Source organism: Paenibacillus haidiansis, from assembly GCF_036553665.1.
Classification (GTDB): Bacteria; Bacillota; Bacilli; order Paenibacillales; family Paenibacillaceae; genus Fontibacillus; species Fontibacillus haidiansis.
The window spans coordinates 19,647-35,597 of sequence record NZ_JAZHPZ010000011.1 but is presented as its reverse complement, the minus strand read 5'-3'; the positions used below and the strand labels follow the sequence as shown (position 1 = coordinate 35,597).

At 54.5% G+C, this 15,951-nt stretch carries 18 protein-coding genes; 7 read left to right on the top strand and 11 right to left on the bottom strand.

From position 1 onward, the window contains the following. The first annotated feature begins 121 nt into the window (after window positions 1-121). From V3851_RS18960 to V3851_RS18950, 3 genes are all read left to right on the top strand, one after another. Window positions 122-757: a pyridoxamine 5'-phosphate oxidase family protein gene (locus tag V3851_RS18960; RefSeq protein ID WP_331848128.1), complete on the top strand. Its 636-nt coding sequence runs from the start codon at window positions 122-124 to the stop codon at window positions 755-757. 98 nt (window positions 758-855) lie between these two features. Continuing rightward, window positions 856-2,151, top strand: coding sequence for an aminotransferase class I/II-fold pyridoxal phosphate-dependent enzyme (locus V3851_RS18955; RefSeq protein WP_331848127.1), 1,296 nt, complete (start codon window positions 856-858; stop codon window positions 2,149-2,151). Between the two features lie 103 nt (window positions 2,152-2,254). After that, window positions 2,255-2,368 carry a YjcZ family sporulation protein gene (locus V3851_RS18950; protein WP_212941163.1) on the top strand — a complete coding sequence of 38 codons (114 nt, stop codon included), beginning with the start codon at window positions 2,255-2,257 and terminating at the stop codon, window positions 2,366-2,368. A 231-nt stretch (window positions 2,369-2,599) separates the two neighbouring features. On the opposite strand, the gene V3851_RS18945 is transcribed toward V3851_RS18950, so the two are convergent. The 5 genes from V3851_RS18945 to V3851_RS18925 all read right to left on the bottom strand — a co-directional run bounded on the left by V3851_RS18945 (window position 2,600) and on the right by V3851_RS18925 (window position 8,124). Continuing rightward, window positions 2,600-3,823, bottom strand: coding sequence for an ABC transporter permease (locus tag V3851_RS18945; RefSeq protein WP_331848126.1), 1,224 nt, complete (start codon window positions 3,821-3,823; stop codon window positions 2,600-2,602). 3 nt (window positions 3,824-3,826) lie between these two features. After that, window positions 3,827-4,576: an ABC transporter ATP-binding protein gene (locus tag V3851_RS18940; RefSeq protein ID WP_331848125.1), complete on the bottom strand. Its 750-nt coding sequence runs from the start codon at window positions 4,574-4,576 to the stop codon at window positions 3,827-3,829. 70 nt (window positions 4,577-4,646) lie between these two features. Then, entirely contained in the window at window positions 4,647-6,167 is a 1,521-nt protein-coding gene (locus V3851_RS18935; protein ID WP_331848124.1) for a DEAD/DEAH box helicase, read from the bottom strand. A gap of 688 nt (window positions 6,168-6,855) precedes the next feature. Beyond that, on the bottom strand, window positions 6,856-7,632 hold the full coding sequence (locus tag V3851_RS18930) for an SDR family NAD(P)-dependent oxidoreductase (RefSeq protein ID WP_331848123.1): 777 nt from the start codon (window positions 7,630-7,632) through the stop codon (window positions 6,856-6,858). 33 nt (window positions 7,633-7,665) lie between these two features. After that, window positions 7,666-8,124, bottom strand: a complete 459-nt coding sequence (locus V3851_RS18925; protein ID WP_331848122.1) for a chemotaxis protein CheX — start codon at window positions 8,122-8,124, stop codon at window positions 7,666-7,668. Window positions 8,125-8,374: 250 nt separating this feature from the next. Between V3851_RS18925 and V3851_RS18920 the strand changes: the two genes are divergently transcribed. Both V3851_RS18920 and V3851_RS18915 read left to right on the top strand, forming a co-directional pair. Continuing rightward, window positions 8,375-9,277, top strand: a complete 903-nt coding sequence (locus V3851_RS18920; RefSeq protein ID WP_331848247.1) for a LysR family transcriptional regulator — start codon at window positions 8,375-8,377, stop codon at window positions 9,275-9,277. 32 nt (window positions 9,278-9,309) lie between these two features. Beyond that, window positions 9,310-10,119: a histidinol-phosphatase gene (locus V3851_RS18915; protein WP_331848121.1), complete on the top strand. Its 810-nt coding sequence runs from the start codon at window positions 9,310-9,312 to the stop codon at window positions 10,117-10,119. 137 nt (window positions 10,120-10,256) lie between these two features. On the opposite strand, the gene V3851_RS18910 is transcribed toward V3851_RS18915, so the two are convergent. The 4 genes from V3851_RS18910 to V3851_RS18895 all read right to left on the bottom strand — a co-directional run bounded on the left by V3851_RS18910 (window position 10,257) and on the right by V3851_RS18895 (window position 12,913). Next, window positions 10,257-10,862, bottom strand: a complete 606-nt coding sequence (locus tag V3851_RS18910; protein ID WP_331848120.1) for a GNAT family N-acetyltransferase — start codon at window positions 10,860-10,862, stop codon at window positions 10,257-10,259. Between the two features lie 85 nt (window positions 10,863-10,947). After that, a complete protein-coding gene (locus tag V3851_RS18905; RefSeq protein ID WP_331848119.1) occupies window positions 10,948-11,742 on the bottom strand; it encodes a DUF1361 domain-containing protein in 795 nt (264 codons plus the stop codon). A gap of 81 nt (window positions 11,743-11,823) precedes the next feature. After that, entirely contained in the window at window positions 11,824-12,333 is a 510-nt protein-coding gene (locus V3851_RS18900; RefSeq protein WP_331848246.1) for a GNAT family N-acetyltransferase, read from the bottom strand. 25 nt (window positions 12,334-12,358) lie between these two features. Then, window positions 12,359-12,913 (bottom strand): GNAT family N-acetyltransferase, encoded by a 555-nt coding sequence (locus V3851_RS18895; protein ID WP_331848118.1) that lies wholly within the window; start codon window positions 12,911-12,913, stop codon window positions 12,359-12,361. Between the two features lie 54 nt (window positions 12,914-12,967). Here V3851_RS18895 and V3851_RS18890 point away from each other — a divergent pair, with 54 nt between their 5' ends. Further along, entirely contained in the window at window positions 12,968-13,276 is a 309-nt protein-coding gene (locus V3851_RS18890) for an MGMT family protein (protein WP_331848117.1), read from the top strand. Window positions 13,277-13,296: 20 nt separating this feature from the next. On the opposite strand, the gene nagZ is transcribed toward V3851_RS18890, so the two are convergent. Both nagZ and V3851_RS18880 read right to left on the bottom strand, forming a co-directional pair. After that, window positions 13,297-14,592: a beta-N-acetylhexosaminidase gene (gene nagZ / locus V3851_RS18885; RefSeq protein WP_331848116.1), complete on the bottom strand. Its 1,296-nt coding sequence runs from the start codon at window positions 14,590-14,592 to the stop codon at window positions 13,297-13,299. A gap of 57 nt (window positions 14,593-14,649) precedes the next feature. Then, complete coding sequence (locus V3851_RS18880; protein ID WP_331848115.1) at window positions 14,650-15,174, bottom strand: hypothetical protein; 525 nt, start codon at window positions 15,172-15,174, stop codon at window positions 14,650-14,652. A gap of 198 nt (window positions 15,175-15,372) precedes the next feature. Between V3851_RS18880 and V3851_RS18875 the strand changes: the two genes are divergently transcribed. Beyond that, the gene (locus V3851_RS18875) at window positions 15,373-15,951 is read left to right on the top strand and encodes a bifunctional transcriptional activator/DNA repair enzyme AdaA (RefSeq protein ID WP_331848114.1); all 579 of its coding nucleotides are present in this window, start codon (window positions 15,373-15,375) and stop codon (window positions 15,949-15,951) included.

Sequence of the window (15,951 nt, the reverse complement as noted above, 5' to 3'; positions counted from 1 at the left end):
TATAAACTGGACTATTAAAATTAATTTAAAGTGGTTCTTTTTTTATGTCAATTCCCGGACTAGACTTGTTGAATATAAGTAAGCCAAATAAATAAGCAGGATGATGAAGGGGGAAGTTCCGATGCGCCGAAAGGAATTCGCGGTGGAAGACAGTCAAGAGATTGAGGAATTTTTGCGGGAGATGAGCTTCGGCTTTCTCGGCACGGTGGGACCGGACGGATGGAGCCGGGTTACGCCGCTTAATTTCGCGTACGACGGGCAATATTTTTATTTTCACGGCAGCCTGGCTGGGGAAAAGATGAAGCATTTGAAACATGATCCCCGGGTCAGCTTTACGTTGGCGAAGGAATATGCGCTCATTCCGTCCTATTTTACCGATCCCAAGCTGGCTTGTCCGGCATCGGCTTATTTTAAAAGCGTGATGGTCCGGGGAACGGTCGAACATATTCACAGCCCCGAGGAGAAGGCGGCCGCCCTGACGCTGTTTATGGAAAAGCTTCAGCCCGAAGGAGGATATGACCCGATCCGGGCCGATGATCCGCAGTATGCCGGCCACTTGAAGGCCGTCTCCGTGTTTAAGATCGTGCCCGCGGATATGAGCGCCAAATTCAAATTCGGACAAAATATGAAGGAGGCCGATTTTTCGGATGTGGTGAGCGGGCTTGAAGAACGGGACAGGGAGATGGACCGGGAAACCATCGCGTTGATGCAGCGGTTCTGTCCGAGACATAACGGAACTTTCGGGGAGAATATCTGATTTGCCAGTGACGGTTATGGGGCGAGGGTGTTATAATGTTAGGCAGTTTAATCGGAATAAGTCCCCTATTAAAACCGAATTGGAAGGATGAAAACGTGATGAACCCACTCGCGGAGCAGTTAAACGAAAATGTGAAATCCGGCAATATCCACGTGTACGAGATGCTTTCCACCCTAGGCAAAGAGATTTATTTTCCGAAGGAAGGCATTTTGAGCCAATCCGCCGAAGCGACGGCCGGAGCGAAAAAATACAACGCCACGATCGGAATCGCGACCGAAAACGGCGGGCCGATGCATTTGGCGGTTATCCAGGACAATTTGTCGGCCTACAAGCCGCAGGATTTGTATCCTTACGCTCCACCTGCCGGCAAACCCGAGCTGCGTAAAGTATGGCGCGAAAAAATGATCGCGGAAAGCCCGTCCCTGGCGGGCAAAAGCTTCGGTAATCCGATCGCGACCAACGCGCTGACCCACGGCCTCAGCATCGTGGCCGATCTGTTCGTGGATGAAGGCGACGCGGTGATTTACCCGGACAAAAACTGGGAAAATTACGAGCTGACCTTCGGCATCCGCCGCCATGCGGAAATCGTCAACTATCCGTTGTTTACCGAGGATATGAAGTTTAACAGCCAGGGGCTGCGCGAAGCGCTGCTTGCCCAAAAGGACAAGGGGAAAGCGGTCGTCATCCTGAATTTCCCGAACAATCCGACAGGGTACACGCCGGGAGCCAAGGAAGGCGAAGAAATCGTCTCCGCGATCACGGAAGCGGCGGAAGCGGGAATCAATGTCGTGGTGGTCACCGACGACGCCTATTTCGGCTTGTTCTTCGAAGATTCCTTGTCCGAATCGCTGTTCGGCAAACTGGCCGGACGCCATCCGCGTATTATGCCGGTTAAGGTTGACGGCGCGACCAAAGAAGAATACGTGTGGGGCTTCCGGGTCGGATTCATCACTTACGCCGCCGAAGACGCCGGCGTACTGGCCGCGTTGGAGCAGAAAACGACCGGCATTATCCGCGCCACGATTTCGAGCGGTGCCCACCCTTCCCAAACTTTTGTGCTTGAAGCCTTGAAATCTCCGGAATTCGGCGATCAAAAGGCCGATAAATTCAAAGTGATGAAAGGCCGGGCCAACAAGGTCAAGGCGCTGTTGGACAGCGGTAAGTACGGCGACGTTTGGGAGTATTATCCTTTCAATTCCGGCTACTTTATGTGCCTTAAGCTAAAAACGGTGAATGCCGAAGCCCTCCGCCAGCATTTGATCGCCCAATACGGCGTCGGCACGATCGCGCTGGGCGATACCGATCTGCGGGTAGCCTTCTCCTGTATCGCCGAAGATCAGCTGGAAGATCTGTTCGACCTCATTTACCGGGGTGTCCAGGACCTCCAAGGCTAAAAACCATTTTGCCGCATGGTGTATTAGCCCAAGCACCCAAAACGCCTCGCTCATAGAATAATCCCGTAACAACGATTTATTCTGTGGGAAAGGGGCACTGACAATGAGCGGAGTTGAAGAAGTAAGAGGCGGCTACGGCGGTCTGTGGACCAGCACTGGCGTAATTCTGGTTCTCTTTATTCTGTTGGTTATCATCAGCCGTACATTCTTCATTTAAGCAAGCTTATAATCCAAATGAAAAGACCGCCGGAGCAGAGTTTCCCTCTCTCCGGCGGTCTTCTTTTTTGCGTCCGCGTCCACGTCTCCATGATCATCCGGCTAAATTAACTGGAGGAAATCCAGCTAATCCGTCCAGATTGCCCTTTAATGAGAAATTAGCTGTATCAATTACAGTTAATTCCCATAACTCGCCAGTCTCCTCTGGGCCCCTAGGGAGGTTTCCCCTCCCTTACTCCTCTTCTTCCTCCCGCCACTTGCGTGTCCAGGAAGATCTTAGACCAAACGCCAGTACCAGCCCGGCGGCCAAGCTTCCGAACAGGAACAAGGCACTGTTCCCCGGGCCGAAGAGCATTGGGAGCCACACCAGCAAGACGATTCCCAGCAACACGCGGAAAGCGAGAGCGACCGTCTCCCGCTGGCGCGAGCCTGCCGGAATCGGATAGTAGGAATCCGCCGGAGTGTCGCTGTGTACATGACGCAATACGGTAAGTTGCGTACCGGCAAGGAACACAAAAAACAGATAGACGGCGGCGCCCATCCAGGTTTTCCCGTTCCAGCCGACCACGATCATGCCGAGCAGGGTAAGCCGAATTATAATTCCGAGCAGTTCGCTGCGGATAAAAGTCTTCGTGAGCAGAAAGCGGTACGCTCCGGCCCGGTTCCAGGCAATGCGGTTGCCTACCCCGGACAGCCAGCGTCTGCGGACCACCTTCTGTCCTTCCGCCGGAACATCGACAAACCAGCCGAGTATCATCATCACCCTGGCCGCTCCCGATTTCTCGGCGGCGATCAGGTTTTCCCACGGCACGTTATGCTTCATCGGGAAGCGCAGGGCGAGCAGATAATTGATGCCCAGCAGCAGCGTAAACAGCGCGCTTTTCCAAGCCGGCTGCCATAGCCAGGCGGCCAGCAGCAATAATATGAAGCACCAGCGGAGCAGCCGGTAACCCGCTCTGGCCCGCGAGGTGGAAATCCGCAGCTCCTGCCATGCTCCGTAAGCGCTAAGCAGCTTGAGCAAAAGCAGGATGACGAGGAATAGCCAGAACGGATGCCGCACTTCGGCACCGCTGCGTATGTAAAGCGGCCACAGAATAATCAGCAGGATATAAAGCCCGATCAGCTTATAGATAATTCCGCTGCGCTGCGCGGGTCGGAGATACTCCTTCATGCCGGTTTCCTGCGGCAGCAGGAACACGACATCCGCCGGCTGCATATAGGTTCTAAACCCCGAGTAAACCGTCAGCGGGCCGAGCAGCACGAGCATGATCCAAAGGACCGGCAGCCCCGGGGGAATATTTTGCAGAAAAGACGTATACCAGGCGGAAAAAGCGATCAGCAGCAGCAGGAACAGCACCGCTACCCCGCTCTGGAAAACATACGGCAGGAAGGGGAGCACCTTGCTCCAAAAGGACGACTTGCGGCGGCTTCGCAGTTCTCCAAGCTTCATGGCCATGGCCTACTCGCCGCCTTCTTTGACCAGGCTATAGAAGATGTCCTCGAGCGCCGCCCCCGGCATGCCGGCCTGCCGGGCGATTTCGGACAAGGAGCCTTGAGCGATGACCGCCCCGCGATGGAGAACGATAAACCGGTCGCAATAATTCTCGATCGTCGACAATATATGCGAGCTAAGCAGAATGGAAGCCCCGCTTGATTTCATCTCCATCATGAAATCAAGCAGCGAGCGGATGCCGAGCGGGTCGAGTCCGAGAAACGGCTCGTCGATAATATAAAGCGGCGGCCGGGCGACGAAGGCGCTCATGATCATCACCTTCTGCTTCATCCCTTTGGATAAATGAATCGACAGGCTGTCCGCCTTTTCCTCCATGCGGAACAGCTTCAGCAGCCGCTCTTCGCGCTGCGCGTAATCCTCCGTTCCTACACCGTAAGCGCGAGCTGCAAACTCCATATGCTCCCGTACCGTCAGCTCTTCGTACAGCATCGGAGATTCCGGTACGAACGCCAGCGAGGATTGATAGGCTTCGGGATCCTCATCCCTTGTTTTGCCCCGGACGGCCACCCCGCCGCGGTGCGGGGTCATCAATCCGAGGATATGCTTCATCGTCGTGCTTTTGCCGGCCCCGTTCAGACCGATCAAGCCGACCATCTCTCCCGGCATCACCTCGAAATTAATGTCGTGAAGCACCGGGTGCCCTAAGCTGTATCCCCCGGTGAGCTCTTCAATTTGCAATACGGGCGAATGACTCATAACGGCTTCCCCCCAAACTTAATTTACAAATTATACCGCAATCGCATTCGAGCCAAGCACGAAGCATAAGCTACCGCGACTGCTTGTCTTTCAGCCATTTTGGCGCGCCTTTGTTCTTGCGGTCCGTCTCGCGCTCCGCCTTGCGGCCCTGCTTGCGCCCGCCCGGGCCAGGCGCGTCGTTCCGCGCCCCCGGTTTGCCGCTGCCGTTCGCCGCAGGACGGCCCGGAGCGCGGGTGCCGGACAGAGCCCGGCCTTTCCCCGTCCCCCTGGTAGGGGATGGAGCACCGCTTTCGCCGCGCGCCTCTTTCCCCTCTTGACCCGCGGGGGTGCCAAGTCCGCCCCGCTCTCCTGAATCGCCGTATCGGTCCCTTTGTACCGTTGCCTGCGTCTGGTTCTCCCCGCCGCGAACTTGCCTATGGTCTCCGTGATTCCGCCCGGCCGGGCGCGAAGGGGAAGCCTCCGGGTCGATCACTTGGCCGCCGAACAATTCCCGGTGCAAAATGTCGATCCCGAGCTCGCGGGTGAATTTGCGCATGATGAATTGCTCCTTCGGCGCGACGATCGACACGGCCAGCCCTCTGCGTCCCATACGGCCGGTCCGGCCGACCCGGTGCACGTAATGCTCCGCATCGATCGGCGGGTCCAGGTTGACGACGAGCCCGAGCTCCTCGATATCCAGGCCGCGCGCCGCCACGTCGGTCGCCACGAGCACGCGGATTTTGCCCTCGCGGAACTTGCGGAGCGTGACGCTGCGCACGGTTTTATCCGCATCGCCGTACAGCGCGCCGGCGCTTAGGCCGACGTAATTCATCTTCGCCTCCACCTCGGCGATATCGGACGTGTTGTTGATGAACACGATCGTCCGGGCCGGGTTATAGTGCCGGATTATCCGGCGCAAGGTATCGATCTTGTCCCGGTCACTGATAAAATACAGATGCTCCACGCTTTTCGCCGTGCGCTGTTCGGGCTCGATGCCGACCTCCAGCGGATTGCGCATCTCCCGTCCGGCCAGCGCCCGGATTTGCGGGTTGATCGTCGCCGAAAGGAACAGCAATTGCCGCTCCCGCAGCGTTCCGCGCAAAATATGCTCGAGATCGGCCGTGCCGCCGAGCTGAAACATCTGGTCGACCTCGTCGACGACTACGGTACGTACGGTATGCAGCTTCAGCTTGCGCAAAGCCAAAATCTCGCGGATCCGGCCGGGCGTACCGACGACGAGCTGGGGATGCTGCTTCAGGCGCTCTATCTGGCGCTTGATCGCCGCGCCGCCGATCAGGGCCTGTACCCCGATCCCCAGGGACTCCCCGTATTTTTCCGCTTCCCGCAAAATTTGCATCGCCAACTCCTGGGTCGGAGCCAGCACGATGCTTTGAAGCGTTTTCTCGGCGGGATCGATATTTTGCAGCACAGGAAGCAGGTAAGCCAGCGTCTTCCCGGTCCCCGTCTGCGACTGGGCGAGTACATCGCGGCCGGCCAGCGCGGCGGGAATCGTTTCGGCCTGCACCGGGGATGGCTCCGTAATTCCGTAATCAGCCAGCTTGACCGCAAGCGGCTCGGCGATGCCGAGGCTGGCAAAAGTTGTTATCGTCATGTAAGTTCATCCTCATCCTAAAAAATCATTATTTCCATTATATGCGATAATCCCTGCTCAACCAAATCCGAGGGAAAAGGCCGGCGTGCGAGCCCGACTGCTCCCCGAGGCTTCCTTGAGAAATTAACTGGATTTCCTCCAGCTAAATCCGCAGCATGAGCCAAAAAGCGCAAATTAGATGGATAACCTCCAGCTATTTTCACAAAATCGGTCCGAATCCAAGATATTCCCGCAAAATAACGGCATGTTATCCAGTTAATTCTACCAAAGGATCAAAAAATAGAAAATTAGATGTATATTTTCCAGTTAAATGTAGCCGGTTAGTCATAAAACAGTGCAACGCCGACAGTGTAAGATTTGGCAGCGCAAGTTCGGTAGTGCGAGGTCGATAGTGCATGTTAGACAGTGTGAAGCTCGACTGTGTGCAGTTCGGGTGTCTAATCTCCACTGTGTGATTCGACAGCGTTAAACTCGGCTGTGTGATGTTCGAATGTGTTGAAGTTCGACAGCGTGCAGTTCGGCAGTGTGAAGCTCGGCAGTGTGAAGCTCGGCAGCGTGCAGTTCAAGTGTACTACGTTTTACCGGCGGAATCTTGCCTCCGGCCCCTCAAACCACACTCCCGAACATCGGCATTTCTCCCGCCCCACAAAAAAATCGGCTGTTTCCAGCCGATCCATCATCCATGATTCTATTTCTTGTTCAGCATCCGGTAACTGAGACGGTCCGCCACGCGCGGAAACATCTGGTACAGCTTGGCGCCCGCACCCGCGACCCAAGGGAGGTTGATTTCGGTCGTTCCTGTCCGGACCGCCTTCACCATCGCTTTGGCCACCCGTTCCGGCTTCATCATGAACCATTTGACATTGGCCGCATAATGGCCTTCCGGGTCCGCCAGGGTAAAGAACGGCGTATCGATCGGCCCCGGGTTGATCGTGGACACCGTGATCCCGTACTCGCGGACTTCCTGCCGCAGCGCGCTGCTGAAGCCGATCACCGCGTGTTTGGTCGCCGTGTAAGACGTCGATTTGGCCGTGCCGATCTTCCCGGCGATGGAGGCGACATTGACGATCCGGCCGGAGCGGGCTTTCTTCATATGCGGAAGCACGGCCTTGGTGCAGCGGACCATGCCTATGTAATTTACATTCATCATATCGGCGAATTCCTGCACGGACATGTCGTCAATATAAGCGAACCTGCCATATCCCGCATTGTTCACGAGACAATCGATCCGGCCGAATTCGTCGTAGATTTGCCGGAAACCCGCTTCCACCGAGGCGTCGCTTCCGACATCAAGCTCCAGTACGCGGCTCTCGCCCATCATTCCGGAGCGAATCTCCTGCAGCTTATCGACCGACCTGGCGGCCAGAACGACGGTGGCTCCTTGTTCCGACAGCATTTGCGCCGCCAAAGCCCCGATTCCGCTGGATGCTCCCGTAATGACAATCACTTTATCATTGAGCGCCATCGAATTCATCCCTTCAGCTCATTTAACTCTATTCTAGGAGATCATGACCTGAATATCCAGTTCTCCGATGCCGTCCATCAGCAGAGGGATGCACAACGCTTTGCGCGGAGCGACGTTTTCGCTTTGCTCGGTCTTGATGACGCGCGGAGGAGTGATGTCGACGGCATACCCTTGGTTGGAAAGGATCGTGCTGGCATTGCCGCTGATCATGTTGCCCAGCTCGGAAATGGCGCTTTGCCCCATCTCGTCCATCTCCGTCAATACAAAACCGCCCATCATCGCCGATACGATCTGCAGGGCCACGGTTTCTTTCAGCCCGAAAACCACCATTCCGCTAAAAGAGCCCGTCATTCCGATTTGAATCCATATATGATCCTGAACCGGCGCAACCTCTTTGATGCCCAAACTCCCGGTAGAAGGTGAAACTTGTATCACCTGTTCAATGACCGAACAAGCGGATTCCAGAAAAGGATTGATCACTTCAGCTTTCACTATTACGCCCCTTTTCACATAGAAGTAATATTTACCCGATACAAAAGTCCCGCGTTTAGTTGAGATATATTATACTTTATTCCTAAATATAAGTCATTAAAAATCGAAATCTGTACCCTTTCCGCCGGAAAAACTCGATACCTGCGATGCGTTGTCATCTCCGTGTCATTGATTTAGTCAGGAAAAATCCTCTATAATTAATAAAATATTAAATAACCGGAGTCCATGAATGCCAAGAAAGGAGGAGCCCGTGAATATCAGCCAATTGGAAACACTTATTATGATCTCCAAAACCAAAAGCTTCCGCAAAGCGGGAGAGCTGCTTAATTTGACCCAACCCGCCGTTTCCGCCCAAATCAAAAGCCTGGAGGATGAATTCCGAACCGTGCTCGTCGACCGGAACCAGCCCGTAGCGTTAACCGACCGGGGCCAGGTATTTCTTGAGAAGGCGGAGCAGATACTGGATATTGTCGAGGAGCTGAAGCAAAAGCTGTCCGATCTGGAACACACCCCGCAGGGACATATCGTCCTGGGTACAACGACCTCGATCGCGATTCAAATTTTGCCGCGAATATTGTCTTATTTTCAGGACCAGTTTCCACTGATCAAAACCACGATTCAATCGATGCCCTCCAGCCAGATTTACCAAAATGTCGAGCAGGGAATGGTGGATATCGGCATCGGGTATTTGATCGAAAACAATCCGCAAGTACATTCCACCGTGCTCTACTATGATACTTTTGAACTCGTTGTATCTCCGCTTCATCCTTTGGCGGACAAAACCATTCCCACGCTTGACTCTCTGCGCGATGTGCCGCTCATTATGCTGTCACCCGATACGGTCGGGCGGCGGTTCATTGACGACGTATTTAAGGCGCATGATATCGAGCCGCATATCATCATGGAATTGACCAGCAGCGAAGAGGTCAAACGGATGGTGGAAATCAACCTGGGGGCGGCCATTATCTCCAGACAATCCATCCTTCGCGAGCTGCGGCAAGGCTCCCTGAAGGTGGTCGCGATCCCCGAGCTCGAAGTGACGCACCCCGTCGGGGTGATTTACAAATCGAGCCGTTACGTCAATTCCGCCATGCAGCAGTTCCTCGACGATTTGAGAGGCATGCCGGAGAACCGTTTTATCAGCTCCGAGTAAAGTTGTTCCCACCCGCAGAAAGGAGAAACAGCATGAAGTTCGATTTGCATACGCATCATTTTCGCTGCGGCCATGCCGACGGAAATATCCGCGATTACATTGAGGCCGGAATCGCCGCCGGGCTGTCGGTCATCGGCATCAGCGACCATACGCCTTATTTCGGAAGTCCGGAGGAGCAACCTTTTCCCCATATCGCCATGGCCAAATCGGAAATCGGCAATTACGTGGAAGAGGTGCTTCGCCTCAAAGAGGAATACGCGCGCAAAATCGATGTGCTGCTCGGCATCGAATCCGACTATTTCCCCGTTCATGCCGAAGCTTACCGCCAGGTACTGTCCCGCTACCCGTTCGATTACATCATCGGTTCGGTGCACAGTGTCAAAGACGTCAGCATCTTCAACAAAAGACGCTGGAAGGGATTAAGCGAAGCCGAGAGGATCGCCGACAAGGAGGAATACTACGCGTTGATTCGCGAATCGGCACGCAGCGGCATGTTTCAGATTCTTGGCCACATTGATGCCATGAAGGGCAATTACCCCGCTTTTTCCGACATTCCCGCCGCGGAAGCCATCGACGAGACATTGCGGGTCATCGCCGAGAACAAGGTGGCGATCGAAATCAATACCTCGGGCAAAACCAAGCTGTCAGGCGGATGGTATCCTTCCGACTCGATTCTGGAACGCGCGCTCCATTTCGGAGTAAAGGTCACCTTCGGCTCCGACGCCCATACCCCTCGGCGTGTGGCGGACGAATGGGACGATGTGGCCAAGCGCCTTAAAGAAATCGGTTATTCCGAATGGGTTTATTTCAAAAACAAGCAAAAAGTCGCCGTTCCTCTGTAAGAGGGTGTTGCCAACGGCGGCTTTTTTTCCGGACAAAAAAAGAGAACCCGCACGCCACTAAGCCGGGTTCCAAAGGATACAAATATATTCAAAAGGGGGTCATGTATTAAGTGTACCCGCTTACTATTAGGGATTGATCACAGGTATATTTCATTTATGTAACAAATCCTGTCGCTTTCCGTACAAGCTTCATCCCGCTCCAACACGAAATGAAGCAAATCTTTGAACCCGTTCTCCGGTATCCCGTGAGCGTCTTCTTGATGATCGTTCAATGCAAACCCGCATTTGCGCAAAACCTGCTCCGAAGCCGGATTGTCCTTGCTGCATCTCGCTTCGATCCGGTTCAGTCCGAGCGCCTCGAATCCGAAGGCCAACAACGCCCCGGCCGCCTCGGTCGCCAGCCCCCGGTTCCAGTAATCCGGCGACAGCAAGTAACCGAGCCTGGCTTTGCCCGTTTCGGGATTCCAGAATTGCAAGGAACACACCCCGATCAGGCCGCTCTTTTCTTTGCGTTCTACCGCAAAATGAATATCCCGCAGGCTAAAATACGTATCTTCAAAATACCGGAACAGCCGGCTTGGAAACATCAGCGTTCTTTTTTGAAAAGAAGTGTGGCGCCGAACCAAAGGGTCGGTGATGCAGGAGAACAACGCATCCGCATCCTCCGGTCCGATTTTTCTAAGTCTGAGCCGTTCGCTCTCCAGCGTCGGAAACTTTTCCTTCAAGCGATTGCGTAAATCCACCTTGACCGTCTCCTTCCCGGGTTTTCTCTGCCATGCTTTCAAGCCTTGCTCCGTTGACCCATTGGATCCATGACTGCATCAAGACCTACCTCACGGATTCTTTATCACCTCGGGAATCCTGATAATCATTACCCGGAGAAACGGAACCTGTATCGGCTTGCCCGCCCTTTCTCATCGCGCCGAACAAATACAGCAAGACATAGCAAAAGCCGGTGATCAGAAAAATCCACTTACAGAAAACAATCGCATGCTTTATATTTTCAATATTCGTGAAATATAGGGCGATATCCTTTAGCACCTGCCGGGGATGATGCAAAATATCCCAGCTGTTGAACCGGTTAAACCGGCCAAGATAAACCCCGAAGCTGCCGGCAAGCAGAACCGCGGCGGCAAACAGCCAGCCGGTCAGGCGGCCGAATGAACGGCGGACGAGCTCGTGCACCGAAGCCAGTGAAACCGAACTGAGCGCGAGGCCGAGCAAAGCGACGAACAAAACGGTGAACAGATGATCCCAAAACAGCGTATCCTCCCAGAACGAGCCGGCGGACGAAATCGGATAACGGGCAAACGGGTGCAGCAGATCCGTAATCAGATAGGCGGCGTTGGGATAAAAGAAAAGCCAGACCAGACCGGTTGACAGGAGCAGCGCCCCCTTGAGCAGTCTGGTCTTCATTAAACTGATCAGATCCATAATTATCGCTAGACCTGCCGGAATCCAGGCCAGAAACGTATTCCATATGAGGAACAGGTACGGCGGCCTTCCGCCGTCCGGCAGCCGGACTTCCACGACGTATTTCATTGCGATGACGGTTCCTATAAATAAAATTCCGTATAATAACAATTTATCGGGGTAACCCAATGACCGAAGCCGCTTCTGCACTCCTTGTCCTCCCATCTGTACAACCTCACTACTTTATTTATCCATACTTACAGCCTATATACGTATGGATCAAGGAGATTGTTACGCTGGAAGCAGTTTTGACATATACAGCTCGTCGACATAACGGTCATCGAGCCGGATGGAATCCCGTTTGACGCCTTCGATCTCGAATCCGGCCTTTTTGTACAGTGCAATCGCCGCCTCATTGTGCGCCATAACGGTCAGCTCCAGCCGATGCAGTCCGCGCTTCCTCGCCCAGCTCTCCAATTCGCCGAACAGAGCGGTTCCGATGCCTTGTCCGGAATAGGCCTGAAGGATCCCGACTACAAGGTATACCGAATGCCCGTTCCGCTTCAAATCGGAACCGAAAGCGCCCAAATAGCCGACAAGCTTACCCTCGGCCTCGGCGACAAAGATCATCGACACCTCCGAGGCGAGAAGCGAGGCGAGCTTCTGCCGCTGCTCTTCCGGGGTTGTGCGGCGCTCCCCGGGGGCCAGCAGCATAAACTCGGTTTCCCGGTCCAGTCGCAGGCACAGATTCAAATAGCGTTCGGCGTCGTCTTCCTTAATATTTCTGATTCGTGCTCTCATGCTCAAAATTTCATTCTCCCCCTCTTTACTCTATCGCTTCGTTACGAAGCACCATGTGGATATGATCCTCCCAAATGCCGTTGATTTTCAAATACTTCAAGGCCAATCCTTCATGATAAAACCCGGCCTTTTCCGCCACTTTGAGCGAGGCCGCATTCCGCGGCATAATATTCGCTTCGATCCGGTGCAGCCCGAGTGCAGAGAAGGCATACTCCGCCACGGTTCGAACCGCCTCGGTCATAAAGCCTTGGCCCCGCTCCTTCCCGTCGATCCCGTAACCGAGATGGCAGGACAGAAAAACGCCGTAAACGATATTGTTCAGCGTGATGGAACCGATGACCCTTTCCGGGCGATCCCTTCGATAAATCCATAGCTTATATAATCCGCCTTCTTTATACTTTTCATAATCGTTCGCCAATAGCCGCTTCTGATGGGAAAGCGTGTAATACTCCTCGCTTCGCAGCGGCTCCCACGGGGCGAGAAATTCCTTGTTCCGCAGCACATAATCCAGCGTCTCCGGAGCGCCCGTTTCGTCCAGAACCTTCAAAATCAGCCGTTCCGAGTGTAAAATAGGGTTCATAGTTTGCCTCGATTCATTGATTCATATTTTCGTGTTAAGGAGGGCCACATTCATATGCAGCCGTTTACCGCGCAAGTCATAGAAGTGATATCATCCATTCCCGAGGGAAAGGTCATGACCTACGGGCAGGTGGCCAGAGCGGCGGGCAGCCCGCGGGCGGCCCGTCAGGTCGTGCGGATTCTGCATTCCATGAGCGGCAAATACCGCTTGCCCTGGCACAGGGTCATTAACGCCCGGGGAGAGATTGCGGTTACGGATGACGAAGCCTTTTTCCTGCAGAAAATGTACCTGGAGTCGGAAGGCGTGCAGGTAAGCGAGGAGGGCCACGTCGATCTCTCCATTTTCCGGTACGAACCTGCCTGATCCGACCTAAAGGAAGTTATTTAACGGATGCCGTATTGTTTATCGAAGTCTTCGATGCTCGCGTTAATGGCCTTCGCGTCCGGTCCGGGAGCAGGCTCGCCGGATAACACATACTTCTCCTTCAGTTTCAAAACGTCGTAGACGCGCTCATCCAGCACTTCCTTGCTGATGGTCCCCCGTTCCACGGCCTCCGTAATCGCTTTGATCACGGCCAGCTCTTGATTATAGTCATGTCCGACCAGCACGATATTCCCTCCGGCCAAAATGAAATTGACCGCCGCTTCTTCAATATCGTAGTTTTCGGCAATCGCTCCCATCGTCATATCGTCCGAGATGACAATCCCCTCGAACCCGAGCTCCCCGCGCAGCAGATCATGAATCACCGCTTCGGAAAATGACGCCGGGTTGTCGGGGTCAAGCTTCGGCAGCAGCAGATGGGCGATCATTATGACCTCTGCGTTATTGTCGATCGCGGCTTGGAAAGGGATGAGCTCCAGCTTCCTCAGCCGGTCCAGATCGTGATTCACCACCGGCAGTCCAAGATGGGAATCCACCGAGGTGTCTCCGTGTCCGGGAAAATGCTTGACGACCGGAATGACTCCATAGGCGCTAAGCCCGTTCATCGCGGCGGTCCCCATTTCGCTGACGAGCTCCGGCGTTTCCCCGAATGCCCGGTCGCCGATGACCGGATTATCGGGATTGCTGTTCACGTCGAGCACCGGGGCGAAATCGAGGTTCAGGCCGAAGCGGGACAACTGCTCGCCGATAATCTTATAGGCCGCTTCCGCCGCCTCCGGTTTGCCCGTCCCGCCGATTTTGGCCGCCGCCGGCATGTCCTTGAATTCCTCCGGCATCCGTGACACGCGTCCGCCTTCTTCGTCCACGCTGAGGAACAGCGGAACAGGGTTGCTTTCATTGTCCTGTTTCAGCTTGTTGAACAAAGCGAGCGCTTGGGCGCTATCCTTGATGTTGTCCTTGTAAAATATAAACCCGCCGACCCGGTAGGTTTCAATCAGCTCCCGGGTATGCTCATCCGGAACGGTCCCCTCCATGCCGACCAGCACCAGCTGCCCGATCTTTTCCGCCGTCGTCAGCATCTCCAGCTGATCGCGTGCCGGGTCGGACGGTGCCGGGTCAGGTTCCGGGGAAACGTTCTCTCCGGCGGTCCCGTCATTCCCCTGGGGCTGATCCGCGGAATTTGGAGCGGAGTTTCCGCCCGTTTGGTTCGGGGAGGCCGCATTGTTGCCGCCGCATCCGGCGGTGACGAGGGCGAGAATAAGCGCCGCCCCAAACAATTTCCTCCATCTGCGTGCCATGATAATCCCTCCTGTCAGTCTTCAGGCGATGGAAATGATGCCGCTCGCCGTTACGGTTTATTCGTCGGCGGCCACATCCCAGCGATGCCTGTATTGTTCCAGCCGTTGATGAACGAAAGACGGCTCCTTCGTCAGCAGCAGCCGGATTTTGACGATCCACGCCTCAAAGGAGGAGAACGACGCAAAGCTGTTTGCATTTTCCGGCGTCAAATAAAGAAACCACGGAGAAGGATATTTATCCGTTAAATACCTCAGCGCGGTATCTACCGGGGTATATTTTTTCCGTTTACCCTCCCAGCCTTCGATCGAAATGTCGGGATTTCCCGCCCGGCGCTTCCAGTCGTGAAGCATGTCCTCCCGTTTATAGAAGGCGCGGACAGGCTCCTTGGTCATGCGTTTGACGGTTTCCTCATGCAGAGGATACAGAACCAGCCTGCCGAAAGAACGGCGCTCCGCAAGCAAAGCCGCACGTTCCAGCTCTGCTTCGCCCAAATGCTCGAAAGCATCGTAATAGATCAACGTCCCTTTGCGCTTTTCAACCGGAGGTTCATAGCCAAAGGGGACTTGGATGTTGTCTCTCATGCTGTTCTCCTTCTATGAAGTATGGGTACGATAAAATTACCCTTCCTGCCATGGATTTATTCTGTTTCATCTTTTATTTGTCTCCTTCCCATAACCCCGCTCCAGCCTGCTTGTATTTCATTATCTTGCTTTTTCATGCCAAAATGCGTACATGCATATCGGCTTAGGGGTATAATGGCCATGGAGGTGAAGCGGGAGATGACCGATAATTTTGTCACGGACGAACAATGGCGGGCCATTACGGAAAATGATGCATCCTGCGACGGGAAGTTTATTTACGCGGTGAAAACGACGGGGATCTTCTGCCGTCCCTCCTGTAAATCCAGGCCGCCCAAACGGGAGAATGCCGCCGTCTTCGCCGGCCCCGAAGCGGCGCTGGCGGCGGGATACCGCCCCTGCAAACGGTGCAAGCCGGGCGGCTTGCGGCTGCCCGACGAGGAATGGATCGCGGTGGTCACCGAATATATCTCCGCCCACTATAAGGAGAACCTTAATCTCCATTTGCTCGCCGAGCAGAGCCACGGCAGTCCCTACCACCTGCACAGAACATTCAAAAAAGTCACGGGAATGACGCCCGTCCAATATATCCAGGGCGTGAGGATGGAACAGGCCAGGAAAAGCTTACGATCCTCGAGCCTGCCCGTATCCGCCGTTGCCGAAAGCGTCGGTATCCCAAACGTACCCTATTTCATCACACTGTTCAAGCGTATGAACGGAACGACGCCGGCCGAATACAAGGCCGCACATGCATCATCGCAAACCGAAGGAGGCGTTTAA